We start from the raw sequence: 23156 nt of genomic DNA, 5'->3' as shown, positions 1-23156 counted from the left end.
CGCGCCCGGAGGCGCGGCGGGTCGTTCGGTCTCTAGGACGAGGGCTTAGTGCTTGGCGTTGTCCTTGGCGACGTCCTCGCCGGTGTCGAAACCCTTCTTCAGGCCCTCGGCCATGTTCAGGTGCTCCTGGACCTTGGGCGCGGTGTCGGCGGCGAAGGTCTTCAGCGCCGGGGTGTCGCCGTCCTGGGCGTAGCGCTGCAGCAGGTTCAGGGCCGCCTGGTGGGCGTCGACCATGGCGTCGGCGTACTTCTTGTCGAAGTCCTTGGCGTCGGCCTTGGTCAGGTCGTCCAGCTTGTCCTGCATGTCCTTGGACAGGGTGGTCGGCGGGGTGATCGAAGCGCCGGCCGTGGTGATGGCCTTCTTCAGGCCTTCGCTGGTGGCGGTGTGGGCCTTGACCATCTCGGCGGCGAATTTCTTGACCGAGGCGTTGCTCGACCGGGTCTGGGCCAGCTTGCCGGCCTGGATCTCGAACATGTCGCTGTCGGCGGCCTTCATGGCGAAGACGTCGGCCTTGGTCTCGTCCGACGGGGTCGGGACGGTGGCGCTGGGGTTGGCGTCCGGCGTCGCGGCCTGCTCGGCCGGCGTGGCCGCGCCCTTGGTTTCGTCCGACTTCTGACCGCAGGCGGCCAGGCTGAGGGCGGCGAACGCGGCGCCCACGATCATGAGGTGACGGGTCATGGCTCTGTCTTTCCCTAGGCGTTTTTCTTAGAGGTGAGGCAAGCTCGACGGCGCATCGCGCCGGCGATCAACAAAACCTCACGGGGCCGTGAACGGTTCCGTTTGATAGTCGAGGGAACGCGATATGGCCGAGGGACCGCTGGCCGGGCTGCGGGTGATCGAAATGGGCTCGCTGATCGCCGGGCCCTTCTGCGGCCAGGTGCTGGGCGACTTCGGCGCCGAGGTGATCAAGCTGGAAGACCCCGGCGTCGGCGATCCGATGCGGCAGTGGGGACGCTCCAAGCCCAAGGGCCTGTCGCCCTGGTGGCCGGTGATCGGCCGCAACAAGAAGTCGGTGACGCTGGATCTGCGGACGGACGAGGGCAGGGATCTCGCCCGCGCCCTGATCGCCAAGGCCGACGTCGTGGTCGAGAACTTCCGGCCCGGCACCCTGGAAAAGTGGGGCATGGGCTACGAGGCCCTGGCCAAGGACAATCCGGGCCTGGTGCTGGCGCGGGTGTCGGGCTTCGGCCAGACCGGCCCCTATGCCCGCCGCGCGGGTTACGCCCTGGTCGGCGAGGCGATGGGCGGTCTTCGCCACATCACCGGCGAGCCCGACCGCCCGCCGGCCCGGGCGGGAATTTCGATCGGCGACAGCCTCTCGGGCCTGAACGCCGCGCTTGGGGTGATGATGGCCCTGCATGCCCGCCAGCGCACCGGCAAGGGCCAGGTGGTCGACGCGGCCATCTATGAGAGCGTGCTGACGGTGATGGAGAACCTGATCACCGAATACGACCTGACCGGCCATGTCCGCGAGCGGTCGGGCGCGGTGCTGCCCGGCATCGCGCCGTCCAATGTCTATCCGACCAAGTCCGGCGAACTGGTGCTGATCGGCGCGAACCAGGACACGCTGTTCAGGCGGCTCTGCGATCTGATGGGGCGGCCGGACCTGGCCGAGGATCCGCGCTATCGCGACCACGCCGCGCGCGGCGCGCACCAGGCCGAGCTCGACGCGCGGATCGCCGCCTGGACCGCCGACCAGGAGATCGAGGCCCTGCTGCCGAGGCTGGAAGCCGCGGGCCTGGCGACCGGCCGCATCTATCGCGCGCCCGACATGCTGGCCGATCCGCAGTTCGCCGCGCGCGAGTCGATCGTCACCGTTCCGCATCCCGTGTTCGGCGCGGTGAAGATGCAGAACGCCTTTCCACGGCTGACGGACACGCCCGGCGGCGTCCGCTGGCCGGGACCGACCCTGGGCGAGCATACCGACGCGGTGCTGGCCGAGGTGGCGGGGCTCGATGGCGAGGCGCTGGCCAGCCTGCGGGCCAAGAAGGTGATCTGAAGCGCCGCGGCGCTACAGCGCCCGGCGGAAATACACCACCCGCTCGGTCTCCTCGAAGCCGACGGCCGCGTGGAACGCGTGGCTCTCGGTGTTGTCGAGCAGGGCGTCGGAGGCCAGCTCGACGCATCCTCGCGCCCGGCCCCAATCGGCGATGGCGGCGCAGAGCGCGCGACCCACCTCGGCCCGGCGGTGTTCCGGGCGCACATAGACCCCCTCGACGAAGGCGACCGGCGAGGTGTCGCAGCCATTGACGTAGTCGTGGCGCAGCGCCGCCTCGCCGAAGCCCGCCAGCGATCCGTCAGGTCCTTCGGCCACGAAGACGGCGACATCGTCGGCGGCCAAGGCCTCGACGGCTTCCGCGCGATGTTCGTCAAGGTCGAGCTCGGGCCACAGCGCCGCGCGCATCCGCGCCCACGCCTCGAGATCGGCCTCGCGAGCCCGCCGCGCGATCATGCCCGTCCCGTCACCCCGGCCACCGCGCGGGCGATCTGGTGGACGTTGTAGGGCTTGCGCACGATCGGCGCGTCGAAGCCCATCGGCGCGGCCTTGTCGGCATAGCCGGTGGCGAAGACGAACGGCCGGCCCATGCCGCGCAGGATCTCGGCCACCGGGGCGACGGACTGGCCGTTGAGGTCGGCGTCCAGCACCGCCACGTCGAAGTCCTTGTCGACCATCGACAGCGCCTCGCCCAGTTCGGCCGCGCAGCCGACCACGTCGACCCCGGCGTCCTCCAGGCCCGCTTCCAACTCCAGGGCCAGCAGCAGCGAATCCTCGACGATCAGCACCTTCAGGCCGGCGATCGCGCCGGGCCGCACGGTCTCGTCGGCGGCGACCACGGTCTCGACGATCCGCTGGGGCTCGGCGCTGACCGGCTCGACCGGCGGGGCGTCGGCCAGGGCCTCGGCCGAGCCCTGGATCATCGCCGTGACGCCGCTCGGCCGATAATTGATCTTGGCCGAGCCCCCCAGTTCGCGGCCCGCGACGTCCTCGATCAGGGTGGCGCCGAAGCCCTTCGCCGCCGGGGGATTGGCCGGCGGGCCGCCCGTTTCAAGCCACTCCAGCGCGAAGCCGCCGTCGGGCGCGCGCCGCCAGACCACCTCGACCTTGCCGGTCTCGGTGGACAGCGAGCCGTAGCGCACGGCGTTGACGGCCAGCTCGTGCAAGGCCAGCGACAAGGCCGCCGCCGCGCGCGGGGTCAGGAACAGCTCCGGGCCGTCCCAGCGCGTCTGGGTGGGCGCCAGGCCCCCGAGCTCGGCGGCGGCGATTCGCGCCAGGGTCGCGCCGCGCCAGCGGGCGGCGCTCAACAGATCGTGGGCCGAGCTCATCGACTTGAGCCGCGCGGCGAAGGTCTTGAGGAACACGTCCAGCGACGCCGATTTGCGCGCCGACTGCGCCGCCACCGACTGGACGACCGCCAGCAGGTTCTTGATGCGGTGGTCCAGCTCGGCGACGAGGCCCTCGCGCGCCTCCTCCTCGGCCTTGCGCTCGGTGATGTCCTGCATCACGCCGATCAGATAGGCCGACTGCCCGTCGGCGTCGCGCAGCATCACGCCGGAGCTGTGATTCCAGATCTCGCGGCCGTCTGGCCCCGGAGGGCGCCGATACTCGACCTCGTAGCGGCCGGTGTCGCGCAGCTGCTCGTCGATCGACCGGCGCACCCACTCACGGTCTTCTTCGTGGACATAGGGATAGAGCGCGTCGCCGCCCTCGCCGGGAATCTCGCCCGGCTCGACGTTCGACAGCTTGGCCAGGCGCGGACTGATCTTGAAGACGTCGCGCTTCACGTCCCATTCGAACTCGCCGAGGCTGGCGGCGGAAATGGCCAGGTTCAGGCGTTCGCTTTCCAGCGACGGATCCTGACGCGGCGCGGCCAGCAGGGCTTCCACGGCGAGCTCGGCCAGGTCCTCCAGCGCCTGACGGTCCTCGTCCGAGGGCAGGCCGCTCAGGCCTGGGCCTTCGACCACCAGAGCGCCCAGCACGTATCCCTGGTGGTCCCGCAGAGGGACGGCGAAAGCCACCGGGCCGTTCGCGGCCACCACCTGGTCGGCCAGATCGCCGGCGCGCGGCGCCTCGGCCCCCGCGTAGCCGACCTGGGCCTTGCGCCAGACGCGATGCTCGTCGACCAGGACGATGGCGGCCTTCGGCGCGTCGAACACGCGGGCCGCCAGGCGCGCGAGGCGGTGGAAACGCGGCGCGTTGACCGGGCCGTCCAGAACGCCGAGCGCGCGCAAGGCGGCGAGTCGGGCGGCTTCCCGGCCGCTGTCGATGACGATGGGGGCGTCCTCCATGTTCGGGACCTTAGACCGGCTTCGCGTCATGCGCGAGCGCCTTTGGTTGGACGGTAGACAGCGCTGCCGGCGTCAACTCCCGCGATCGCGAGCGGCGCCCTAGGGGGAATCGCTAGTGGTGAAGCTCGACCCCTTGGGCTAACGTGGAACCGCGACCTTGAACTCGGCGTTGTCGGGGCGCGGCCCTAAGCGTCCCCCGGTCGGTCGCGTCGCGAACAGGAGATGATGATGCCCGCCAGTTCCCCCGCCGCCAAGGAAGCCGAAAAAGCCAAGAGCTCGACCTTGGACGCCGTCGAACACGCCGAACGCAGCTTCGCCCAGGCCGCCGACGCCGCGCGCGTCTCGCTGACCGAAGCCGCCAAGCGGGTCGAGAAGTCTGTCGCCGAGGGCTTCGAGACCCTGCGGGCCCAGAGCCGCGCCTATACCGACAACGCGGGCCAGCAATTCGAGGATGCCCAGCGCTACGTCTCCGAGAAGGTGCGCGAGCGTCCGATCACCGCCACCCTCGCCGGCCTCGGCGTCGGCGTGCTGATCGGTCTGCTGATCGCCGGCGGCCGAAGCAACGACCGGTGATCTTCGAAAAAACCCTGATGACGCTGGCCGCGGCCGCGGCGATCGCCGCCGCCGCCGCGGTGGCCGTCGTCTCCGCCGCCTTCGCGCTCTACGCGGTGCTGGTTCCGCTGGTCACCGCGGCGGGCGCCGCGGCGATCGTGTCGGCCGTCGCCGCGCTCATCGTCGCCGTGGCCGGCCTGTTCGCCGCGCGCAAGGTCGAGGGCCGTCATAACCATCATCAGCCGACGCCGCAGCAGGGCTTCGACGTGACGGGCAAGGTCATCGAGATCGTTCGGGACCGGCCGCTGATGTCGATCGGTCTGGGCCTGGCCGCGGGCATCTTCGCGCTGAAGAATCCCAGCCTGACCGCGACCGTCGCCAAGGCCTTCCTGGATCCCAAGCCGCCGCAGCGCTGACCGCGCCGCCTTGTCCAAGACCCGACGCCGCCGAGTCGCCTCGGCGGCGTTTGGTCTTCGCAAGTCCCGGAAACCCCAAGTTTCAAAGGGAATTTATCTCTAAAATTTGAGCGTGATCAAACCGCGCGGGCGCTTACGCTTTCGCCGGGCGCGCTCTAGATGCTTCCCCGCGCGTTCCCGTTCCTCCCTTCCTGGGAACGCCTTCCCACGGAGTGAACATGTACAAGCTGCCGGACCTGCCCTACGCGTATGACGCGCTGGAGCCGACGATCTCCGCCAACACCCTCCATTTCCACCACGACAAGCACCACGCGGCGTACGTCACCGCCCTGAACGGTCTGCTGAACGGCGACGATCAAGGCTCGCTGGAGTCGGTGATCAAGGCCGCCGGTCCCGGAAAGGTGTTCAACAACGCCGCCCAGGCCTGGAACCACGCCTTCTTCTGGGATGGCATGAGCCCGACCAAGACCGCGCCCGGCGCGGACCTAGCCGCGGCCATCGACGCGACGTTCGGGGGGCTGGATCAGCTGAAGGAAAAGTTCGTCGCCGAGGGCGTCGGTCATTTCGGCTCGGGCTGGGTGTGGCTGGTCTCCGACGCCTCGGGCGCGCTGAAGATCATCTCGACCCACGACGCCGACAGCCCGGTCACCCACGGCCTGACCGCGCTCCTGGTGTGCGACGTCTGGGAGCACGCCTACTATCTGGACTATCAGAACCTGCGGAAGGCCTTCCTGGAAGCCTTCTTCGACAAGCTCGCCAACTGGACCCTCGCCGACAGCCAATACGCCGCCGCCAAGGCGGGCGCGCAGGGCTGGGCCTATCCGGCTCCGGAATAGGGCTCGTCCGTCTCCGGAACGTCCGGTCAAGCCTGAGCGTTTCCCTCGCGGAACAGGCGCCCCCGGCTCCCCGCCGGGCGTTTCGGAGAAGTCGATGCTGAACTGGCTCGTGGTGTTCCTGCTGCTCGCCCTGATCGCGGCCGTGCTGGGGTTCACCAGCATCGCCGGCGTGACGATCGCCGCTGCCAAGATCGCCTGCTACGTCTTCCTGGCGCTCTTCGTGTTGTCGCTGATCCGCTATCTCTTTCGCGGCGGCGCCTGAGCGTTCAGACGGGCCGGGCGCGACGGTCGCAGGCCCAGGTTCGCCAGACCTCGAAGCGCCCGCGCTCGAAGGCCATCGCCTGGACCCGCACGCAGCCAGGCTCGACCTCGATCACGTTGAAGCCGGGCGCCGCCCCGCGTTCGCGCAGCGAAAGGGTGCCCGAGCCGATCGCCTGGGTCTTGCCGTCCCCGAACGGAAGCGCCGTGACGAACGGCAGGTGGATGTGTCCCGACAGGATGATGTCGGCCCCGGCCTGGACGAAATGGTTGGCGGCGTCGACGCCGCCGCGCACCCGCGCCGTCATCGGCCCGCCCAGGATCTCCATCAGCGGGTGGTGGCAGACCACGACGCGCAGGTCGCCGGCGGGGGCGTCTTCGAGATCCCGGACCACGCGGCGGATCTGAGCCCGCGACACAGCGCCCTTCGACCAGTTCCAGCGCAGCTGCGCCACGCGGGCGCTGTTGAGGGAGGTCACGCTGACGCCCGGCGCCCGCCAGCAGGCGCCGTCCTCGTCGCCGAACCGATCCTTGAACCGTCCCCAGCCGCGAACGAAGCGGGCGAAGAGCTCGGCCGGACCGACGAAGGGCGTGTCGTGGTTGCCCGGCACGACGAGCTTGGGGTCGGGGAGCATCGCCAGCCAGGCCGCCGCGGCGTCGAACTCCGTGGTCTTGCCGTCCAGCGTCAGATCGCCGGCCGCGACGACGAGGTCGGGCCTGGCCTCGCCGATCCAGTCGGCGGCCGCGGCGACGGCGTCGCGGTTCTCGCCGCCGAAATGGATATCGGAGAGCTGGATCAGCTTCATGCGGCGGGCACTAAAGCCTTGAACGCCTTCGGGCGGAAGCGGATGGCCACCTCGGGCTCGAAGCGGACCGGCTCGCCGTCCAGGATCGCCGGAATACGGCCGTTGGCGCGCACGCGGCCGATCCGGCAGCGGCCCACCGCCACCGAAGGATCCTCGCGCCACTGGCCGCGGGCGGCGTTGAAGCCGAGGCGAAAGACGTCGAGGGCGCTGGTCGGGTCCAAGGCGGCGGCCTCCAAGGCGCGTTCTTCGGCGTCCAGGGCGGTGGACACCAAGGGGCACATCAGGGTCAGGGCCTCGGCCTTGCCGGTCGGTCGACCATCCAATGTGAATCTCAGGCGGCCGGAGAAGGCGCGGCGGAAGGCGCGACGCGCGCGGGCCAGGGCGATGTCGAAGCGACCTTCGCGAGCCGCCTCCCGCGCGGTCGCCCACAGCGCCGGACTGCCCAGGATGGCCGCGACGAAGAACAGGCGTCCGCCGACCTCGCCGCCGGAAATCATCCGCGCCTCGCCGCCGTCGAGACAGGCGGCCATCGCCTCCTCCCAGGTGCGATCGCCATAGAGCGCGCGGGGCAGCATGTTCATGGTCCCGCCGGGCAGGGCGGCGATCAACGGACCGTCGGGGCCGGCCATCTCGGCCGCCGCCCGGGCGGTCCCATCGCCGGCCAGCACCAGCACGGCGTCGGGCGCGCCGTCGATCACCGTCCTCAGGCAGTCGGTCAGCTCGCTCGGCTGGGGCGCGTGGACCGCGCCCGAAACGCCGTATTGGGCCAGCAGCCGCTCGGCCGCCGCCGGCGCGTCCGCTCCCACCGACCCGGAGGCGACGTTGGCCACGACCTCGATACGCTTCATCCGCCCCTCCTCGGCCTTTGCTTCGGGGGAGGCAACGGCTCGGATATGGCCACGGTTCCGGAACCGTCGCCGCGCGGAGTCGTTTGCAGCACACGGGGACAGGAAGCTCGGAGAGCGAAGATGAAAACGACCTTGATCGCCCTGATGGGTGTCGGTGTGCTCGCCTCGGCGTGCACCTCGACCGGCAATGTGGAGCGCAACGCCGCCGGCGGTGCCGCGCTCGGCGCCCTGGCCGGCGCCGTGATCGGCAACAATGTGGGCAGCGGCAGCGCCGGGACCGGCGCGGCGATCGGCGCGGCGATCGGCGGCACGGCCGGGGCGGTGAAGGGCTGTCGCGAGGACGGCGGCTGCGGCGCCACCAGCGTCAACCGTCGCCAGTATTACGACGAGCGCGCCGGTCGCTACTACTATTACGACGCCCGCAGCGGCCGTTATTATTGGGAAGACGGCAGCCCGCGCTACTAGGGTCGTCGCCGACACCGTGTATCAAAAGGCGATCGGCCGGGCGGCCGGTCGCCTTTTTGCATGTTCGCCAGATGTGAAGGAGGGTTCGCATGAAGACGACGAAGATCATCGCCTCGGTGCAGGCGATCAGCGTGACGGCCGTGGTGCTGGCCGGCTGCGCCAGCGCCGATGGTCCCTGGCGGACGCTGCGCAAGCCGGTCGCCGCCGCGCCGCCGAGCTGCGCCGATTTCCAGGTCTCGGTCTATTTCGAGCAGGACAGCGCCGCCTTGGTTCCCGAAGCGCGCATGGTGCTGGCCGGCGCGCGCGACCAGGCGCGCGGTTGCGCGGTCAAGTCCGTGCGCGTGGTCGGGCTGGCCGACGCCGTGGGCGCGTCCGAGGCCAACCTGATCCTGTCGCGCCGGCGGGCCGAGGCGGTGTCCGCGGCGCTCGCCAAGCACGGCTTCGCCCAGGTGGACATCGACCGGGTCGCCGTCGGCGACGCCGGCGCGGTCGCCCCGTCGGGCGCCGCGGCGCCGTTGCGCCGGCGCGCCGACATCCTCTTCGACCTGGCGGCCAAATAGATTCGCGAGGCGGACCGGCGCGCTGGTCCGCCAACGCCTTCAAGCCGGCAAGAAGAAGCGGACCGGAGGCCGGCCCGCTGGAGTTCGCATCAACAAAGGGGGGTGCGAAGGCGGCAAGGCCGGCTATCGCCAGCCTCAAGTCGGGGGGGCGTCGCCGCCTTCGCACTGATGAAAACGGCGCGGCGTGAAAACGGTTCCCGCGCCGCGCGAGAATTTTTCACGTCTTCGCGGGGCGGGCCGACGCGGAACGGCGGACAACGGAAGACGTTGATTTCCCGAGGCGACAGGAGGGTCGCCGGGGCTGGGGAGCAACGTCGTGATCCGGACTTACCAGGCCGAACATGGCGGTATGGTTTTCGTTTCGACGCCGACACGGCGTCAGCAAAGGAGGCGGTCGCGGATCATGGCGCTTGTCGTGATCATCGCCGTCGGAGCCTCCGCCGGGACGGTGCAGGCCTTCAACGCGCGGGAGCGCGCGGACGCCGCCAGGATTTGGACGCCTTAGAAAGCAGGACATCATGCCCACCGACATTCATCAGCCGGCCGGCTCGGAGGCCCCCCCGCCCCGCGTCGACGCCACCCGCGCTCGCCAAGGCCGTTGGGGGCGCCACGTGTTCTGGGTGCTGGTGGTCTCGACGGTGCTGGCGGCTCTGGCGCTATTCGGCGCCTGGACCTATCGCGCCAAGGACTTGGCGGCCGTCGAGGTCAACAACGGCGCCACGACGCCGGCCGAGGCCCAGCGCTACGACACCCCGCCGCAACCGGCGCGCCAGCGGCCCTAAGCCGATATCGTTACAGAAAAAGGGCGGCCGCCGGAAAGCGACCGCCCTTTTCCATGGGACTAGCCGAGGCCCTGAAGGCGCCTCAGGCCGCCTTGCGGGCGCGGCGCGGATGGAAGAACAGCGCCTGGCCGATCGCCGCCTTCACCGTCTCCGGCTGGAACGGCTTTGTGATCAGGAACGTCGGCTCCGGCCGCTCGCCGGTCAGCAGGCGCTCGGGGAAGGCGGTGATGAAGATCACCGGCACGTCCATGCGCCCCAGAATGTCCTTGACCGCGTCGATGCCAGAGCTGCCGTCGGCGAGCTGGATGTCGGCCAGCACCAGGCCCGGCGTGCGACGGGCGACGGCGTCGACGGCTTCCCCGCGCGTGGCGGCGATGTCGGTGACCTCGTGGCCCAGTTCGCGCACCAGGGCCTCGATATCGGCGGCGATGACCGGCTCGTCCTCGATGATCAGCACCTCTGTGGCCAGTTCGGCGTCGATCTCGGCCTGGGCGTCGGCGATCAGCCGTTCCACCTCGCCGAAGTCGCAATCGAGGATCTGCGCGGCTTCGGTGGGGGTGAAGCCCTCGAGCGCGGTGAGCAGGAAGGCCTGCCGCGAGCGCGGCGCGATCCGCATCAAGCGTTGGGCCGCGTCGTCGGCGGCGCCGGACCCCGGAGAATCGTCGCGGCGCGCTTCCAGCTGCGCCCCCGAGCTGAGCCAGATCGCGTGAAAGACGCGGTAGAGGGCGACGCGCGGAGACAGGTCGGCATCCAGCGATCGCTCGCCGGCGGCCAGGGCTTCAAGCGCCACGCGGACATAGTGGTCCCCGGTCGACTGGTCGCCGGTCAGGGCGCGGGCGTAGCGGCGGATGTAAGGCAGATGCGGCGCCAGACGAGCAAGAAGACTCATGACCCCTCCCGATAGGTGTCTTCGAAAAACATACCAACGAACGGTGAAGCTGGGCCGTTCCGTCGAACGTCGATAACGCCGCCTCAACTCAGCGGTTCCGCCGAGCGTGGAATTTTGACATCTTACGCTGAAGCTTATGGAACCCGGTACGGAAAACCACGTTGTCGTCTGGCGGAAAGACATTCGGCCAAAGGGGGCGGGCGCCGATGAACTTCGGTGTCGAGGACATGATCGAACACGTACCCATGGAAGACAAACGCAAGAGCGCCGCGGCGCTGGACGAGGCGCGCCTGCGTCAGCAGGCGATCGGCGTGAAGCTGCGGCAGATGTTCGACGAGGTCGTCAACGAGCCCGTGCCCGACGAATTCCTCGACATCCTGCGCAAGGCCGAGCCTCCGGCCGGAGGCCAGTGAGCATGACCCAGGAGAAAGCCGGGCGCTCGCCGCCCGATCCCGTGCGCGATTCCGCCTTCAAGCGCGAGCTGGTCACCTTGATCCCCCATCTGCGCGCCTTTGCCCGGACCCTGACCGGCGACCCGACGGCGGCGGACGATCTGGCCCAGGACGCGATGATGAAGGCCTGGGACGCCCGGGCCAGCTTTCAGTTGGGCACCAACATGAAGGCCTGGACCTTCATGATCCTGCGGAACCAGTTCTATTCCGAAAAGCGCCGCAGCTGGCGCCAGAGCCAGCTCGATCAGGAAGCCGCCGAGCGGACCCTGGTGGCGGTGGACGATCCCGAGGCCCCGGTCGCGCTGGACGAACTGCGCCTGGGCCTGGCCATGCTGCCGGCCGAGCAGCGCGAAGCGCTGATCCTGGTCGGCGCGGGCGGCTTCGCCTACGAGGAGGCCGCCGACATCTGCGGCTGCGCGGTGGGTACGGTGAAGAGCCGGGTCAGCCGCGCGCGACGGGCCTTGCAGGCGATCCTGGAGGCGGGCGCCTATGACCGCGACGGCGGCGCGGCGGGCGACGCCATGCACGCGATCCTGGCCGACGCGGAGCGATTGAGCTCCCTTCGGTGAACGCCCTGACCGGCCGCGCCGCGCAGGCCGTAACCTCGATCCGGGTCCGCCTGGCGCTCGCGTTGAGCCTGGCGCTGGCGCCCGTGCTGCTGCTCGGCGTGCTGCAGTCGATCTTCGCCTTCCGCGCCGAGGCCGATTCACAGCGTCAGAGCCTCGAACTGGCGGCGGGGCGCAGCGCCGCCATCGCCCGCGCCCGCATCGAGTCGGCCGGGGTGCTTCTGCAGACCTTGGGACCCGGCTCGGTGGGACTGGAATGCGCCCAGCGTCTGGCCGACGTTCGCGCGCGCCTGCCCGGCTACGCCAATCTCATTCGCTTCGACGCCCGCGGGCGCGTCGCCTGCGCCGCGGCGACCACCCCGCTCGACGCGCAACGCGGCGCGCGACCCTGGTTCCAGGCGCTGCGCGCCGGCGAAGCCATCGTCGTGGCCAGCGCGCCGGGCGCGGTCTATGCCGAGGGTCCCTCGGTGCTCGCGGCCGTGCGGGCCGGGCCGCCGGGAAACTTCGAAGGGGCGATGGCCGCCGTCTTGACCTTGTCCGACCTGAAGCTCGAGACCGCCAACCGCTTCCTGCCGCAGGGCGCCGAGGTGGCGCTCGCCGACTCGCGCGGGATGATCTTCGCCAGCACCAATCCGCACGCCTTCGCGCCGCCGCCGGAAGGGTGGCTGGCCACGATCAGGCAGCGCGGCTCGACGACCTGGAGCGGCGACGACGGCGACCATCGCGGCCGCGGCTACTCGGCCGCCCGCCTGGTGGGCGACGATGTCTTCGTCATCCTGTCGGCCCCCGCGCCGGGGCTGCTGTCCTGGGCCTTGATCAATCCGATCTCGCGCCTGCTGCTGCCGCTGTTGGCGTTCATGCTGGCCCTGGCCTCGGTGCTCTACGCCGCCGAACGCGGGGTCATCCGCTGGATCATCTATCTGCAGCGGGTCGCGGCGATCTACGCGCGCGGGCGCTTCACCGTGCGGCCGCTGCAGGCCGAGCGCGCCCCGCCCGAGATCCGTGAACTGGCCGCCACCCTCGACGCCATGGCCGGGGGCATCGTCGCCCGCGACGCCTCGCTGCGCGACAGCCTGGCCGAGAAGGACGCGCTGATGCGCGAGATCCACCACCGGGTGAAGAACAACCTGCAGATCATCACCTCGCTGCTGAACATGCAGCAACGGGCGCTCAGCGATCCGGCCGCCAAGGCGGCGATGAACGACACGCGCCAGCGGATCACGGCGCTCGCCCAGATCTATCGCGCGCTCTATCAGGGCCCGGACCTCAAGCGGGTGGATCTGCGGCCGTTCCTGGAGGAACTGACCGCCCAGCTGCTGGCCAACGACATGACCACCTCGCCCCTGGTCCGCACCGAGGTGCACGCCGATCCGCTGGTCATCGATCCCGACCGGCTGGCGCCGATCGCCCTGTTCGCCGTGGAGGCGATCACCAATGCTCAGAAGCATGCCTTCGGCCCGCAGGGCGGGGTGCTCAGCGTGGGCTTCCACGTGCGCGGCGAAGAGGCCGAACTGTCGATCAGCGACGATGGCCCCGGCGCCGCCGACAGTCTGGGCGGCGGCGTCGGTCGCACGCTGATGACCGCTTTCGCCCGCCAGCTGCGCGGCAAGGTGGCGTTCGAGACCAACGCCCCCCGCGGGCTTCGCGTGCGCCTGACCTTCCCGACGCCCCAGGCCCTGAAGCCGGCCGGCTGAATCCCCGGAACCGAGCTGAGCCGCTGGCGTTCTCTCCGGGCAATGGATCAAACGCCCCTCCTCCCCTTTTCCGGGGCGAACAGCGGAGAAGACTATGCGTAAGCTCGTGATGATCGCCGCCGCCCTCGCGTCCCTGTCGGTCGCGGCCTGCAACACCGTCGAAGGCGCCGGCAAGGACGTCGAATCGGCCGGCAAGGCCGTCAGCGACACGGCCAAGGACGCCAAGTAAGGCCAGGTCCCGTTCGGATATCGTAAGGCCCGTCGGCGCAGCCGGCGGGCCTTTTCGCTTTCCGGATCGGTCAGCCTCTAAGCCGCGGCCGAGAGGGTCGTCGGGTCGCGCAGATAGACGCCGCCGCCAGGCCCCGGCGCCAGGACATCGGCGAAGCCGGAGACGTCGTCCTCGGGGTCCAGGACCAGCACGCCGTCGCTGGGCAGGCGCTCGACCAGGCTTTGTAGGACCTTGCCGCGCAGCGCGGCGTCCATGGTCCTGAGCACGCCGCGGAGCAAGATCACGTCGAAGCGGCCCATGGGCGAAAGATCGGCCAGCAGATTGATCCGCTTCCAGCGCACGAGCTGGCGGATCCGCGGCGAGATCGCCCAGGTGTCGTCCTGATTCTCGAAATATTTGACCAGCAGGCGGATCGGCAGGCCGCGCTGGACCTCGAACTGCGTGTAGATGCCGGCCTGGGCCTTCTCCAGGCAGCGCTCGGAGAGATCCGAGCCGAAGAATTCGAACCGCGTCCCGGCCGCCACCTCCGACGCCTCGTTGGCGGCGATAGCCAGCGAGTAGACTTCCTGGCCCGTGGCGCAGGCCGCGCTCCAGAGCCTGACGGGCGCTTCGCGGCGGCGGTGCGACAGCGCCGGCAGCACCTCGTCGCGCAGGGCGGCGAAGGTTTCGCGGCCCCGGAAGAAGGTGGTTTCGCTGCGGCACAGCGCCTCGACCACGGCCCAGATCAGGCGCTCCTCGCGTTGCGCGCGCAGGGCGGCGATCAGCGCGTCGATCGATTCGTAGCCCTCGCGGCGCGCCAGCGGGGCGAGGCGGCTCTCGACCAGATAGGGCTTTTCGGTCTCGACCCGCACGCCGGCCCGGGCGCGGCCCAGGGCGGCCAGCAGATCCATGTCCTCGGGGGTCACAGCAGGCCCGCCTCGGCGAACTTCGCCTCGATGATGTCGCCGTCGAAGGGCTTCATGATGTATTCGTCGGCGCCGGCGTCCAGCGCCGCGCGGATATGGTCGGCGCTGTTCTCGACCGTGCAGAAGATCACCTTCGGCGTCTCGCCGCCGGGCTCGCCCCGCAGTTGGCGAAGAAAGTCGATGCCGTTCATCACCGGCATGTTCCAATCCAGCAGCACCGCGTCGGGCATGGCCGCGCGGCACCACGCCAGGGCCTCCATGCCATCGGCGGCCTCGGCGATCTCGAAACCGATGTCCTCGAGGACCCGGCGGGCGACCTTGCGGATCACCCGGCTGTCGTCGACCACCAGACAGGTCTTCACGGCGCGCTCCACTCCAGGCCGCCACCCTGACGCCTTCTGGTTAAGGAGCGGTTTGCCGAACCGGGATCGGAGCCTCGACGCGCACTTTTTGCGCCGAACGGGAAAGTCGCTCGTAACGCCTCGGCGGTCAGGCCGGGACCCAGGCCGCGATGCTGGCGCGATCCTCGCCGACCTCGGCGGCGATCTGGCCGCCGGCCGCGCGGACCAGGGCGTTCAGATAGGCCGCCTGGACCCAGGGACCGCCCAGCCCCTCGGCCAGCGGCTCGCCCTTCAGCCCCGCCAGCACCTCGGGGCGCAGGCGGGCGCGGGGACCCGCCGCGTCGGCGATGATCGAGAACCGGCCGTCGGCGGCGACGCCCTTGACCGTGGCCACGCCGCCGGCCGGCAGGGCGCTGGCGGCGATCTGGGCGATGTTGAGAATGGCGCGCGAGGCCGGCTTGTTCATCGACTGCGGCTCGATCTGCCAGTCCAGGGTCGGCCGGACGTGGGCGAACACGCCCTGGGCCAGCTTCTCCAGCTCGCGGGAGTCGAAGTTCTCGGCCGAGGCCGAGGCGCCGAACGCGACCCGCGTGAACTGCAGCAGATCGGCCAGCTTGCGGGCCGAGGACGCGATCAGGTTCATGGCGTCGTCGCGCATATCCTGGGCCGCCGGATCCTCGAGCAGATCAAGGCCCGAGACGATGGCGCTGGCCGGGCTGATGAAGTCGTGGCACAGGCGCGCGGCCAGCATGGCGGCGAAGTCGGGTCCGTTGACGTCCGTCTCGGGGGACGGCGTCGAGGGCGCGGGGGCGTTCGCGGAGGCGGTGTCGGTCATGGCGGCGAACTCTGCCGTGATTTGAGGCTTTGGCAAACGGGGCGCGCCCTCTATTGAAGGCCTCCGTGATCGATCCGTTTCTAGAGCCCGGCGTCCTGGTGCGCCATCCCGATCAGCCCGACTGGGGGCTGGGACAGGTTCAGTCCGTGATCGGACACCGCGTGACCGTCAATTTCGAAGACGCCGGCAAACAGACCCTCGACGCCACCCGCGTGCGCCTGGTCTTCGTCGGCGACGATCCCAGAGGACAGGGGTGAAGGTGACCGAGACTCTCGCTGACTGGGGCCGCGCCCTGGCCGATATCGCCGAGGACGCCGCCGCCGTCATCCTGCCCTTCTGGAAGACCGAGTTGGCCGTGGCCCAGAAGGCCGACGAGAGCCCGGTCACCGAGGCCGATCGCGCGGGCGAGCGGCTGATCCTGCGCCGCCTTGCCGAGCGCTGGCCCGAGGTGCCGGTGATCTCCGAGGAATACGCCAGCGAATTCGGCACGCCCGAGGCCATCGGGCCGAGGTTCTTTCTGGTCGACCCGGTCGACGGCACCAAGGCCTTCGTGCGCGGCGATCCCAACTTCACGGTCAATATCGGCCTGATCGAGGATGGAGTTCCGGTCGCCGGCGCCGTCTGCGCCCCCGCCACCGGCGAGACTTGGTTCACCACGGCGTCCGGCGCGGCGAAGCGCGCGGCGGCGGGCGGGCCGGAAAGCCCGATCGGCGTCCGCGCCCGCGTCCCCGGCCGTGTGCTGGGTCTGGTCAGCCACACCATGCGCGAGGAGAAGGCCGCCGAGCTCGCCGCCGAATACGGCTTCGACCTGCGCGCCCCGATGGACAGCTCGATCAAGATGTGTCGCATCGCCGAGGGCGCGGCCGACATCTATCCGCGCCATGGCCCGACGTCGGAATGGGACACGGCGGCCGGCCACGCGGTGCTGGTCGCCGCGGGCGGGACCTTCACCCAGCCCGATGGCGCGCCGTTCCTCTATGGCAAGGCCGATCAGGCCTTCCGCAACGGCTGGTTCGTGGCGCGCGGCGGTTAGGGCGCGGCCTCCTCGGCCGCCGCCCCAGGCGGCGTGGTCAGGATCGTGCCGACCGAGGCCGAGACGATCGCCGCGATGGCCAGGATCTGGGTCGGGACCAGGCGCTCGTGCAGCATCACCAGGCCGGCCAGGGCTCCGACCGCCGGCTCCAGGCTCAGCATGACGCCGAAGCTGCGCTTGGGGATGCCGCGCAGCGCGATCATCTCCAGCGAATAGGGAATGGCGCTGGACAGCACCGCCACCGCCGCCCCAAGGGCCAGCAGCCGGGGCTGGAACAGCGTCGCGCCAGCCGACAGGACGCCGATCGGCGCGACGATCAGGGCGGCGGTCGCCATGCCCAGGGCCACGGTCCGGCCCGCGTGCAGATGGCCGGTGCGCTTGCCCAGCAGGATGTAGAGCGCCCACAGCACCGCGGCGGCGCCCGCGAAGGCCACGCCGACGGGGTCGAGCCGCGCCATGCCGGGATTGATCGGCAGCAACAGGGCCAGTCCCAAAGCCGCCAGGCCGATCCAGACGAAGTGGATCAGCTTGCGGGAACTCGACACCGCCACGGCCAGCGGGCCGGTGAACTCGATGGCGATCGCCAAGCCCAGCGGTACGGTGCGGATGGCCATGTAGAAGCACAGGTTCATCAGCCCCATCACCGCGCCATAGGCCGCGACCTTGGCGAGGTCCGCGCGTGACAGCGGCCAGCGCCAGGGCCGCCAAACCGTCAGCAGGATCAGGGCCGAGAAGCCGACACGATAGGCGCTGGTCCCCTGGGCGCCGACGGCCGGGAACAGGCTCTTGGCGAACGAGGCGCCGACGCACAGCGTGACGATGGCGCCCAGCAGGGCCGCATAGGGCAGGAGACGCGGACGCGTGGCGGACATGCCCGGCTTGTACGGGCGTCGCGCCCGAACGTCACCCCCGCGCCGCGTCACGGTGGACCTGGGCGGCCTGATAGCGCTACCATCGCGACAAGGAACGTTTGGGAGGACGTAGGATGGGACGGTGCGCGCGGGCCTTGGCCCTGGCGGCGGCGATGGTTGGACTGGCCTTTGCCGCCCATGGCCAGACGCCGGCCGCGAGGCTGGTGGTGCAGGCCGGCGCGCCCGGCCCCCGGATCGCGCCGGAGATCTTCGGCCAGTTCGCCGAGCATCTGGGGACCGGCATCTATGGCGGCGTCTGGGTCGGACGCGACTCGCCCATTCCCAATGTCCGGGGGATTCGCAGCGACGTCGTCGCGGCGCTGCGCGCGATCAAGACGCCGGTCGTGCGATGGCCGGGCGGCTGCTTCGCCGACGACTATCACTGGCGCAAGGGCGTGGGTCCCGCCGACCGGCGGCCCGTCACGCTGAACGCCGGCTGGGGCGGGGTGCTGGAGCCCAACAGCTTCGGCACGGACGAGTACATGGACTTTCTGAGCCAGATCGGGGCCGAGGGTTATGTTTCGGTCAATGTTGGGTCCGGGACCGCCGAGGAGGCGGCCGACTGGATGGAGTACATGACCGCCGACAAGCCGACGACCCTGGCCCAGGAGCGCGCCCGCAACGGCCATCCCGCGCCCTACCGGGTCAAGTATCTGGGTCTCGGCAACGAGAACTGGGGCTGCGGCGGGGCGATGTCGACCGACCACTATGTCGAGGAGATGAAGCGCTTCAGCCACTACGCCCGCAATCTCGACCCGGCCCAGTCCGGCGAGACGGCCACGCGGCGGATCGCCGTCGGCTGGGACGGCGGCGACAGCGACTATACCGAAGCCGTGCTCAAGGCCTGGAAGAGCAAGGTCTATAGCTGGGATCTCGAAGGGATCTCGATGCACTTCTACGCCGTGGGCGGCTGGCCGCCGCACCTGCCGGCGACCGGCTTCGGCGAGGACGACTATGTCGCCCTGCTCGACGAAGCGCTGACCATGGAGCCCAAGATCGCGCGGGAGACGGCGATCATGGACCGCTACGATCCCGACAAGAAGCTGGCCCTGGTCGTCGACGAGTGGGGCGCGTGGCTGGCCGCGACGCCCGGCAGCCCGAAGGGCTTTCTGCAGCAGCAGAACTCGCTGCGCGACGGCATCCTGGCGGCGCTGAATCTCAACATCTTCATGCGCCACGCCGACCGGGTGCGGATGGCCAATATCGCCCAGATGACCAACGTCCTGCAGGCGATGGTGCTGACCGATGGCCCCCGCATGGTCCTGACGCCGACCTACCAGGTGTACCGCCTCTACACGCCGTTCCAGGGCGCGACCGCCATGCCGATGACCCTCGACGCGCCCCGCTATGCTCACGGGGCGAAATCGCTGCCGGGGGTCGACGCCATGGCGGCGCGGGACACGTCGGGGAAGCTGTGGCTGGCGCTGGTCAATCTCGACCCGAACACGTCGGTCCCGATCGATGCGGCGCTGACGGGCTTCTCGGCCCGCGCCGCGCGGGGCGAGGTGCTGACCGCGCCTCGGGTGGACGCGGTCAACACCTTCGACAAGCCCGACGTCGTCGTCCCGCGGCCGATCAAGGTCGCGGTCCAGAGCGGACGCGTTCAGCTAACGCTGCCGCCCGCCTCGGTGGCCGTGGTCGGGCTGGAGCCCTGACCGGCTATTTCTTCACCCAGCCGCCGTCCAGCGGCCTCCAATACTGGCCGGGCGCCAGGCGGGCGTAGAGCTGCTTGGCGGTGGCCTGGCCGGCGGCCTCGGCGGTCACGCCGGTCTTGGCGGCGATGTCCTTGTAGGCGGCGGCCCGGCCGGTGTTGATCTCGGCCACGGCCGCGCGCAGCGCCGCGTCGCCGCCGGACACGATGCCCAGATAGCCGTCGGCCTGCTCGCCCACGGTCCCGGCGGCCTTGCCGGCGTCGACGGCCGCCTTGGCGGCGGGGGACTGGGCCAGGGCCAGGCTGGCGCCGGCGGCGGTCAAGGTCAGGCCCAGGGCCAGAACCGTCATCGTCTTGCGGATCATGTCGGTCCTCCTCGCTTAGAACAGGTTGGGGTTCTGCTGGATCAGCGACTGGACTTCCTTGTCCAGCCGCACCCGCACGTCGGCGTCCAGCTTGGCGTAGATGTTGATCGGGTCGACCTTCACGCGAACGGTGGGCGTGCAGGCGGCCAGCGCTCCGGTCGCCAGCAGGGCCATCAAGAGGGCGCGCTTTGTCATGCGTGAAGTCTCCAGTTCTTGCTCAGGATGTCGGGTCACGGTTGAACCGGACCTGAACGGGTCTTGGCCGCCGCCTGATCGACGGCGAAGGTCCGCCGCCAGGCCGCCAGAAGCTCGTCGAAGTTCAGCGACGCGTCCAGGGTCAGGTCCACGGGCGTCTTGGCCGGCAGGGCGATGCGCTTGTTGAAGGCGCGGCCGCGCAGCAGGTCGAGGATGCCGACGCGAGCCTTCTCGGCCACCTTGGGATCGTGCCGACCCTTGATGTGGAACAGGATCGACAGGCGCCCCTGGTCGGTGCTGTTGACCCCGGCCTCCAGCTGATCGAACGCCAGGTTCTCCATCGCCTGGTAGGCGAAGTCCTGAATGGCGTTGACCTGGGCCGGCGGCTTGGGCGGCGCGCCCGGGCTGTCGGCGGGACTGGCGGCGACGCCCGTCAGGGCCGTGCGGGCGATCTCGACCCGACCGGCCTGGACGGCGCTGATCCGGCCCTCGTGGAAGCGCAGGCCCTCCGGTCCGAAGGTGAACGGCAGGCGACCATCGACGATGGCGTCCAGCTTGACCTTATCAGCCACCGAGGAGGCGGCGATCAGCTCGCCCAGATCCAGGTGCTGGATGACGATCGCGCCGCTGATCGTCTTGTCGACGCCCAGCGGCACGTCGATCGGCTCGATCGACACCCGACCCTTGGCGGCCTCGAAGGTGGCCTTCGACACGTGCAGGACATCGGCCCCGAGTTGGAACACCGACTCGACTCCGGTCAGCGGCACCAGCGAGTCGATCTTCACGACGCGCAGGCTCTGGCCGGGCCGTGTGCTGAGCGGCGCCAGACCGTCGAAGTCGATCGCGCCGTCCAGCGTGGCCACGAAGCCGATCGGACTGGTGAAGTCGATGCGGTCGGCCACCAGCCGGCCGCGACTGGTCACGCCTTGCTTGTCCCAGGCGAAGACGCCGGCGAAGCTGGCCGGCCCCTTGGCGTCGCGGGCGAAGGCCGCCATCGGCGTCAGGTCCGCCGGCTGCAGTCCGCCCGGAGCGAAGGTCAGTTTGGAGGCATCGATGTCGGCTTGGCCCTGGCCGGTGGCGACGACGTGGCGCAGGCGGATTTCGCCCAGCGGCGCGCCGACCGGCGTGGCGGCCTGGAAGGTCCCGCTCCACAGGCCGTCGGCGAGCGCGAGGGCGCCCTTGGCCAGGATGGGGTTGAACCGCCGCTGGGGCGCGGCGTCGGCGACCGCCCCGCTGTCCATGCGCACGATGGCGCGCTCGAAACCATGGGATCCGCCCAGACTCGCTTCGCCCTTGCCGCCCTGGAGCTTGGCCTGAGCCGCGCTCATGGTCCCTTGCCCGTCCTCGAACCGCAGGGCGGCGCTCCAGCCGGCGGCGCTGGCCGTGACCAGCGGCGCCTTGGCCGGGCAAAGGCTGGCGGCGAGATCGGTCACCGGGTTCTCGCCCAGCGCATAGGTCTTGGCCGTGACCGGGACGCAACGCGCGGTGGTCAGGACAAACCGTCCGTCGGCGAATCGCGCCCGCCCGTCTATCGCGCCGCTCACGCCCCGGATCGGCGGGAGGTCGAACCCTTCGATCCGCAAGGCGAGCGGCGAGGTCACGACGCCGCCGGCCGCGCGCCATCCTGGCGCCGTGGCCGTGATCTTCGGTAGGCCGCCGCCCGACAGATCCGCTCGAAGCACGCCGCGCGCGCCTTCCGGTCCGGCGTCCAGCAGCGGCCCCCCCGGCGCGGCGACGGTCAACGACGCGCCGTTGGGGGCGACGACGCGAGCGTCGCGGCCGAGCATGAGCCGGGTTCGACCGCTCTTGACCGACAAATCCATCGCCGGCGCCGAAAGCGTGAACGTCCGAAGCGCCTCGCTCAGCGGCTTGGCGTAGCCGGGATTCGGAATCCGGGCGGCCAGCCGCTCGGCGTCCGGGCGCGAGACGCCGCTGCGACCCGTGAGATCGCCGGCCAGCGCCAAGGTCAGGTCGCCCCGGCGCTGGTCTATCCGGCCTCGCGCGTTCAGCCTCGCCGCCGACAAGGCCAGCGCGCCGCGCGCCGCGCGTCCGGCCTCGGCCTTCAGCTCCAAGGGACCGTTCAGCGCCGCGCCGTCGGGGGCCAGCACCAAGGCCAGGTTCGACGAGGCGGCCCTGGCCGTCAGGTCGCGCGTCGCGGTCCCGGCCGCCAGGGCCTGGCCGGCGCGCAGTTCGGCGGACACCGCGCCGCGGCCGGTGGTCCTACCCTCCCGGCGGCCGACGACGATCCGTGACGCGTCGAAGGTCAGGCCCGCGTCGCGCGCGTCCAAGGTCGGCGCCGACAGCCGACCGCTTCGCAACGCGCCGCGCGCGCGGCCCAGGAACGCGAAGGCCGCCGGGCCGCCGTCGACACGGCCTGTCAGGACGAGATCGCCGGCCAGATCCTCGGCGCCGTTGTCGCTCAGGCGACCGTCGGCGGCGCGGACGCTGAGCCGCGCCTCCAGCGGGCCGCTGGCGCGTCGGGTCGCCAGATCGGGATAGGGCAGGTCGGCCGACAGCTTGGCCGTGGCGTCCGTGAGGTCCGCGGCGCGCGACTCCAGGCTGTCGATGCTCAGCATCGCCTCGACCGTCAGCCGGTCCCCGCGCTTGCGCGCCGAGGCGCTGGCGCCTCGACCGTCCAGGACGAGGTCGGAGGCCGCGTAGCGCAGCGGCGCCAGCCGCCCATCGAAGCGCAGCAACTGGCCGTCGTCGAGGCTGGCGTCGCCGGTGATCCGGGCCAGACCGCCGGGCGTCGTCAGATCAAGGCGCCCGTCTTCGATCAGGATCGCGGGTCCTGGGACGTTGGGCCGACGCGGCGCCTTCAGCGCCTGGTCGATCAGCGGCTGCAGGGCCCCGAAACGCGGGCGGCCCTCGGCGTCCAGGCTGGCCAGAACGCGCGGCCGCACGAGGCGCACGGCGCGGGTCCGAAAGCCGAAGGCGCCGCCGGCCCAGGGCGTCGAGAGGTCGTAGGCGACCTCCAAGCGGTCGGCGGCGAAGACCGGCGCGTTGCGCGGACCCAGGCGCACCTTGCCCGTAAACCCGGTGGCGTCGACCTCGTCCAGCGCCACGACCGCCTCGACGCCATGGTCGCGCAGCCAGGCTTCGGCCAGGTCGCGGCCGATCTCTCGCCGGCCGGACCACGTGACGAGACCCGTGGCGATGAAGGCCAGCATCGACAGCGATACCGCCTCGAGGCCGAGGTCGACCAGGCGGGCGCGGCGTGTCGAGGAGGGGGCGGGGGCAGGCTCGGCCATCGGGTCCCGTGGTCTAGATCCTTAAAGAA

The 23156-nt window shown here is 70.7% G+C and carries 28 protein-coding genes; 15 read left to right on the top strand and 13 right to left on the bottom strand.

All coding sequences use genetic code 11. The annotated features are described in order from the left end of the window. Nucleotides 1-45: 45 nt before the first annotated feature. The gene (locus tag Q0V34_RS12805) at nt 46-678 is read right to left on the bottom strand and encodes a DUF4142 domain-containing protein (RefSeq protein ID WP_297512472.1); all 633 of its coding nucleotides are present in this window, start codon (nt 676-678) and stop codon (nt 46-48) included. Nucleotides 679-802: 124 nt separating this feature from the next. Between Q0V34_RS12805 and Q0V34_RS12800 the strand changes: the two genes are divergently transcribed. Next, the gene (locus Q0V34_RS12800; protein ID WP_297512470.1) at nt 803-1999 is read left to right on the top strand and encodes a CaiB/BaiF CoA-transferase family protein; all 1197 of its coding nucleotides are present in this window, start codon (nt 803-805) and stop codon (nt 1997-1999) included. 12 nt (nt 2000-2011) lie between these two features. Here Q0V34_RS12800 and aac(6') read toward each other — a convergent pair whose 3' ends face one another. Both aac(6') and Q0V34_RS12790 read right to left on the bottom strand, forming a co-directional pair. Beyond that, complete coding sequence (gene aac(6'), locus Q0V34_RS12795; protein WP_297512468.1) at nt 2012-2452, bottom strand: aminoglycoside 6'-N-acetyltransferase; 441 nt, start codon at nt 2450-2452, stop codon at nt 2012-2014. Next, nucleotides 2449-4287 (bottom strand): HWE histidine kinase domain-containing protein, encoded by a 1839-nt coding sequence (locus Q0V34_RS12790; RefSeq protein ID WP_297512467.1) that lies wholly within the window; start codon nt 4285-4287, stop codon nt 2449-2451. The genes aac(6') and Q0V34_RS12790 overlap by 4 nt, the downstream gene beginning before the upstream one ends. 228 nt (nt 4288-4515) lie before the next feature. Here Q0V34_RS12790 and Q0V34_RS12785 point away from each other — a divergent pair, with 228 nt between their 5' ends. The 4 genes from Q0V34_RS12785 (at nt 4516) to Q0V34_RS12770 (ending at nt 6353) form a co-directional block, all read left to right on the top strand. Continuing rightward, nucleotides 4516-4860 (top strand): hypothetical protein, encoded by a 345-nt coding sequence (locus Q0V34_RS12785; protein ID WP_297512465.1) that lies wholly within the window; start codon nt 4516-4518, stop codon nt 4858-4860. Beyond that, entirely contained in the window at nt 4857-5255 is a 399-nt protein-coding gene (locus tag Q0V34_RS12780; RefSeq protein WP_297512463.1) for a hypothetical protein, read from the top strand. The genes Q0V34_RS12785 and Q0V34_RS12780 overlap by 4 nt, the downstream gene beginning before the upstream one ends. A gap of 218 nt (nt 5256-5473) precedes the next feature. Continuing rightward, entirely contained in the window at nt 5474-6091 is a 618-nt protein-coding gene (locus Q0V34_RS12775) for a superoxide dismutase (RefSeq protein ID WP_297512461.1), read from the top strand. 94 nt (nt 6092-6185) lie between these two features. Further along, nucleotides 6186-6353, top strand: a complete 168-nt coding sequence (locus Q0V34_RS12770; protein ID WP_297512458.1) for a DUF1328 domain-containing protein — start codon at nt 6186-6188, stop codon at nt 6351-6353. Nucleotides 6354-6357: 4 nt separating this feature from the next. Here the strand turns inward: Q0V34_RS12770 and Q0V34_RS12765 are convergent, their stop codons facing one another. Both Q0V34_RS12765 and Q0V34_RS12760 read right to left on the bottom strand, forming a co-directional pair. Continuing rightward, nucleotides 6358-7155 carry a metallophosphoesterase gene (locus tag Q0V34_RS12765; RefSeq protein ID WP_297512456.1) on the bottom strand — a complete coding sequence of 266 codons (798 nt, stop codon included), beginning with the start codon at nt 7153-7155 and terminating at the stop codon, nt 6358-6360. Next, the gene (locus tag Q0V34_RS12760; protein WP_297512454.1) at nt 7152-8003 is read right to left on the bottom strand and encodes a diacylglycerol kinase family protein; all 852 of its coding nucleotides are present in this window, start codon (nt 8001-8003) and stop codon (nt 7152-7154) included. The genes Q0V34_RS12765 and Q0V34_RS12760 overlap by 4 nt, the downstream gene beginning before the upstream one ends. Before the next feature lie 120 nt (nt 8004-8123). Here Q0V34_RS12760 and Q0V34_RS12755 point away from each other — a divergent pair, with 120 nt between their 5' ends. From Q0V34_RS12755 to Q0V34_RS12745, 3 genes are all read left to right on the top strand, one after another. After that, nucleotides 8124-8468 (top strand): YMGG-like glycine zipper-containing protein, encoded by a 345-nt coding sequence (locus Q0V34_RS12755; protein ID WP_297512452.1) that lies wholly within the window; start codon nt 8124-8126, stop codon nt 8466-8468. Between the two features lie 89 nt (nt 8469-8557). After that, nucleotides 8558-9028, top strand: a complete 471-nt coding sequence (locus Q0V34_RS12750) for an OmpA family protein (RefSeq protein WP_297512450.1) — start codon at nt 8558-8560, stop codon at nt 9026-9028. 518 nt (nt 9029-9546) lie between these two features. Further along, on the top strand, nt 9547-9810 hold the full coding sequence (locus tag Q0V34_RS12745; protein WP_297512448.1) for a hypothetical protein: 264 nt from the start codon (nt 9547-9549) through the stop codon (nt 9808-9810). A gap of 82 nt (nt 9811-9892) precedes the next feature. On the opposite strand, the gene Q0V34_RS12740 is transcribed toward Q0V34_RS12745, so the two are convergent. Beyond that, on the bottom strand, nt 9893-10699 hold the full coding sequence (locus Q0V34_RS12740; RefSeq protein ID WP_297512445.1) for a response regulator: 807 nt from the start codon (nt 10697-10699) through the stop codon (nt 9893-9895). A gap of 227 nt (nt 10700-10926) precedes the next feature. Between Q0V34_RS12740 and Q0V34_RS12735 the strand changes: the two genes are divergently transcribed. From Q0V34_RS12735 to Q0V34_RS12720, 4 genes are all read left to right on the top strand, one after another. After that, nucleotides 10927-11112, top strand: a complete 186-nt coding sequence (locus Q0V34_RS12735) for a NepR family anti-sigma factor (RefSeq protein ID WP_297512500.1) — start codon at nt 10927-10929, stop codon at nt 11110-11112. Between the two features lie 2 nt (nt 11113-11114). After that, nucleotides 11115-11720 carry a sigma-70 family RNA polymerase sigma factor gene (locus tag Q0V34_RS12730; RefSeq protein ID WP_297512442.1) on the top strand — a complete coding sequence of 202 codons (606 nt, stop codon included), beginning with the start codon at nt 11115-11117 and terminating at the stop codon, nt 11718-11720. Then, nucleotides 11717-13411, top strand: a complete 1695-nt coding sequence (locus Q0V34_RS12725) for a histidine kinase dimerization/phosphoacceptor domain -containing protein (RefSeq protein WP_297512439.1) — start codon at nt 11717-11719, stop codon at nt 13409-13411. The genes Q0V34_RS12730 and Q0V34_RS12725 overlap by 4 nt, the downstream gene beginning before the upstream one ends. Nucleotides 13412-13505: 94 nt before the next feature. Then, nucleotides 13506-13640: an entericidin A/B family lipoprotein gene (locus Q0V34_RS12720; RefSeq protein WP_297512436.1), complete on the top strand. Its 135-nt coding sequence runs from the start codon at nt 13506-13508 to the stop codon at nt 13638-13640. A gap of 77 nt (nt 13641-13717) precedes the next feature. On the opposite strand, the gene Q0V34_RS12715 is transcribed toward Q0V34_RS12720, so the two are convergent. From Q0V34_RS12715 to chpT, 3 genes are all read right to left on the bottom strand, one after another. Continuing rightward, nucleotides 13718-14545 (bottom strand): protein-glutamate O-methyltransferase CheR, encoded by an 828-nt coding sequence (locus tag Q0V34_RS12715; protein WP_297512434.1) that lies wholly within the window; start codon nt 14543-14545, stop codon nt 13718-13720. Beyond that, entirely contained in the window at nt 14542-14919 is a 378-nt protein-coding gene (locus tag Q0V34_RS12710; RefSeq protein ID WP_297512431.1) for a response regulator, read from the bottom strand. The genes Q0V34_RS12715 and Q0V34_RS12710 overlap by 4 nt, the downstream gene beginning before the upstream one ends. Before the next feature lie 115 nt (nt 14920-15034). Continuing rightward, nucleotides 15035-15721 carry a histidine phosphotransferase ChpT gene (gene chpT, locus Q0V34_RS12705; RefSeq protein WP_297512427.1) on the bottom strand — a complete coding sequence of 229 codons (687 nt, stop codon included), beginning with the start codon at nt 15719-15721 and terminating at the stop codon, nt 15035-15037. Between the two features lie 65 nt (nt 15722-15786). On the opposite strand from chpT, the gene Q0V34_RS12700 reads away from it, so the two are divergent. Both Q0V34_RS12700 and cysQ read left to right on the top strand, forming a co-directional pair. After that, entirely contained in the window at nt 15787-15978 is a 192-nt protein-coding gene (locus Q0V34_RS12700) for a DUF3553 domain-containing protein (protein WP_297512425.1), read from the top strand. Next, a complete protein-coding gene (gene cysQ / locus Q0V34_RS12695) occupies nt 15975-16754 on the top strand; it encodes a 3'(2'),5'-bisphosphate nucleotidase CysQ (RefSeq protein WP_297512422.1) in 780 nt (259 codons plus the stop codon). The genes Q0V34_RS12700 and cysQ overlap by 4 nt, the downstream gene beginning before the upstream one ends. Here the strand turns inward: cysQ and Q0V34_RS12690 are convergent. Continuing rightward, a complete protein-coding gene (locus tag Q0V34_RS12690) occupies nt 16751-17626 on the bottom strand; it encodes a DMT family transporter (RefSeq protein ID WP_297512420.1) in 876 nt (291 codons plus the stop codon). The genes cysQ and Q0V34_RS12690 overlap by 4 nt on opposite strands. 113 nt (nt 17627-17739) lie before the next feature. Here Q0V34_RS12690 and Q0V34_RS12685 point away from each other — a divergent pair, with 113 nt between their 5' ends. Further along, a complete protein-coding gene (locus Q0V34_RS12685; RefSeq protein ID WP_297512417.1) occupies nt 17740-19320 on the top strand; it encodes an alpha-L-arabinofuranosidase C-terminal domain-containing protein in 1581 nt (526 codons plus the stop codon). 4 nt (nt 19321-19324) lie between these two features. Here Q0V34_RS12685 and Q0V34_RS12680 read toward each other — a convergent pair whose 3' ends face one another. Genes Q0V34_RS12680 through Q0V34_RS12670 form a run of 3 tightly spaced genes read right to left on the bottom strand, consistent with a single transcriptional unit; the run spans nt 19325 to nt 23127 of the window. Beyond that, entirely contained in the window at nt 19325-19681 is a 357-nt protein-coding gene (locus tag Q0V34_RS12680) for a YdbL family protein (protein ID WP_297512414.1), read from the bottom strand. 15 nt (nt 19682-19696) lie between these two features. Then, a complete protein-coding gene (locus Q0V34_RS12675; protein WP_297512411.1) occupies nt 19697-19876 on the bottom strand; it encodes a YnbE family lipoprotein in 180 nt (59 codons plus the stop codon). Between the two features lie 35 nt (nt 19877-19911). Next, nucleotides 19912-23127: a YdbH domain-containing protein gene (locus Q0V34_RS12670; RefSeq protein WP_297512408.1), complete on the bottom strand. Its 3216-nt coding sequence runs from the start codon at nt 23125-23127 to the stop codon at nt 19912-19914. Nucleotides 23128-23156: the final 29 nt, after the last annotated feature.

Origin of the sequence: uncultured Caulobacter sp. (assembly GCF_947036865.1) — a bacterium.
GTDB lineage: Bacteria > Pseudomonadota > Alphaproteobacteria > Caulobacterales > Caulobacteraceae > Caulobacter.
Note: the sequence above shows the minus strand (reverse complement) of the source record. Positions and strands in the feature narration are given on the sequence as shown.

Excerpts from the sequence above, each read along its gene's own strand:
- Q0V34_RS12805 (WP_297512472.1), bottom strand. The coding sequence starts at position 678 with ATGACCCGTCACCTCATGATCGTGGGCGCCGCGTTCGCCGCCCTCAGC.
- Q0V34_RS12800 (WP_297512470.1), top strand. The coding sequence starts at position 803 with ATGGCCGAGGGACCGCTGGCCGGGCTGCGGGTGATCGAAATGGGCTCG.
- Q0V34_RS12790 (WP_297512467.1), bottom strand. The coding sequence starts at position 4,287 with ATGGAGGACGCCCCCATCGTCATCGACAGCGGCCGGGAAGCCGCCCGA.
- Q0V34_RS12785 (WP_297512465.1), top strand. The coding sequence starts at position 4,516 with ATGCCCGCCAGTTCCCCCGCCGCCAAGGAAGCCGAAAAAGCCAAGAGC.
- Q0V34_RS12775 (WP_297512461.1), top strand. The coding sequence starts at position 5,474 with ATGTACAAGCTGCCGGACCTGCCCTACGCGTATGACGCGCTGGAGCCG.
- Q0V34_RS12770 (WP_297512458.1), top strand. The coding sequence starts at position 6,186 with ATGCTGAACTGGCTCGTGGTGTTCCTGCTGCTCGCCCTGATCGCGGCC.
- Q0V34_RS12765 (WP_297512456.1), bottom strand. The coding sequence starts at position 7,155 with ATGAAGCTGATCCAGCTCTCCGATATCCATTTCGGCGGCGAGAACCGC.
- Q0V34_RS12760 (WP_297512454.1), bottom strand. The coding sequence starts at position 8,003 with ATGAAGCGTATCGAGGTCGTGGCCAACGTCGCCTCCGGGTCGGTGGGA.
- Q0V34_RS12755 (WP_297512452.1), top strand. The coding sequence starts at position 8,124 with ATGAAAACGACCTTGATCGCCCTGATGGGTGTCGGTGTGCTCGCCTCG.
- Q0V34_RS12750 (WP_297512450.1), top strand. The coding sequence starts at position 8,558 with ATGAAGACGACGAAGATCATCGCCTCGGTGCAGGCGATCAGCGTGACG.
- Q0V34_RS12745 (WP_297512448.1), top strand. The coding sequence starts at position 9,547 with ATGCCCACCGACATTCATCAGCCGGCCGGCTCGGAGGCCCCCCCGCCC.
- Q0V34_RS12740 (WP_297512445.1), bottom strand. The coding sequence starts at position 10,699 with ATGAGTCTTCTTGCTCGTCTGGCGCCGCATCTGCCTTACATCCGCCGC.
- Q0V34_RS12735 (WP_297512500.1), top strand. The coding sequence starts at position 10,927 with ATGATCGAACACGTACCCATGGAAGACAAACGCAAGAGCGCCGCGGCG.
- Q0V34_RS12730 (WP_297512442.1), top strand. The coding sequence starts at position 11,115 with ATGACCCAGGAGAAAGCCGGGCGCTCGCCGCCCGATCCCGTGCGCGAT.
- Q0V34_RS12720 (WP_297512436.1), top strand. The coding sequence starts at position 13,506 with ATGCGTAAGCTCGTGATGATCGCCGCCGCCCTCGCGTCCCTGTCGGTC.
- chpT (WP_297512427.1), bottom strand. The coding sequence starts at position 15,721 with ATGACCGACACCGCCTCCGCGAACGCCCCCGCGCCCTCGACGCCGTCC.
- Q0V34_RS12690 (WP_297512420.1), bottom strand. The coding sequence starts at position 17,626 with ATGTCCGCCACGCGTCCGCGTCTCCTGCCCTATGCGGCCCTGCTGGGC.
- Q0V34_RS12685 (WP_297512417.1), top strand. The coding sequence starts at position 17,740 with ATGGGACGGTGCGCGCGGGCCTTGGCCCTGGCGGCGGCGATGGTTGGA.
- Q0V34_RS12680 (WP_297512414.1), bottom strand. The coding sequence starts at position 19,681 with ATGATCCGCAAGACGATGACGGTTCTGGCCCTGGGCCTGACCTTGACC.
- Q0V34_RS12675 (WP_297512411.1), bottom strand. The coding sequence starts at position 19,876 with ATGACAAAGCGCGCCCTCTTGATGGCCCTGCTGGCGACCGGAGCGCTG.
- Q0V34_RS12670 (WP_297512408.1), bottom strand. The coding sequence starts at position 23,127 with ATGGCCGAGCCTGCCCCCGCCCCCTCCTCGACACGCCGCGCCCGCCTG.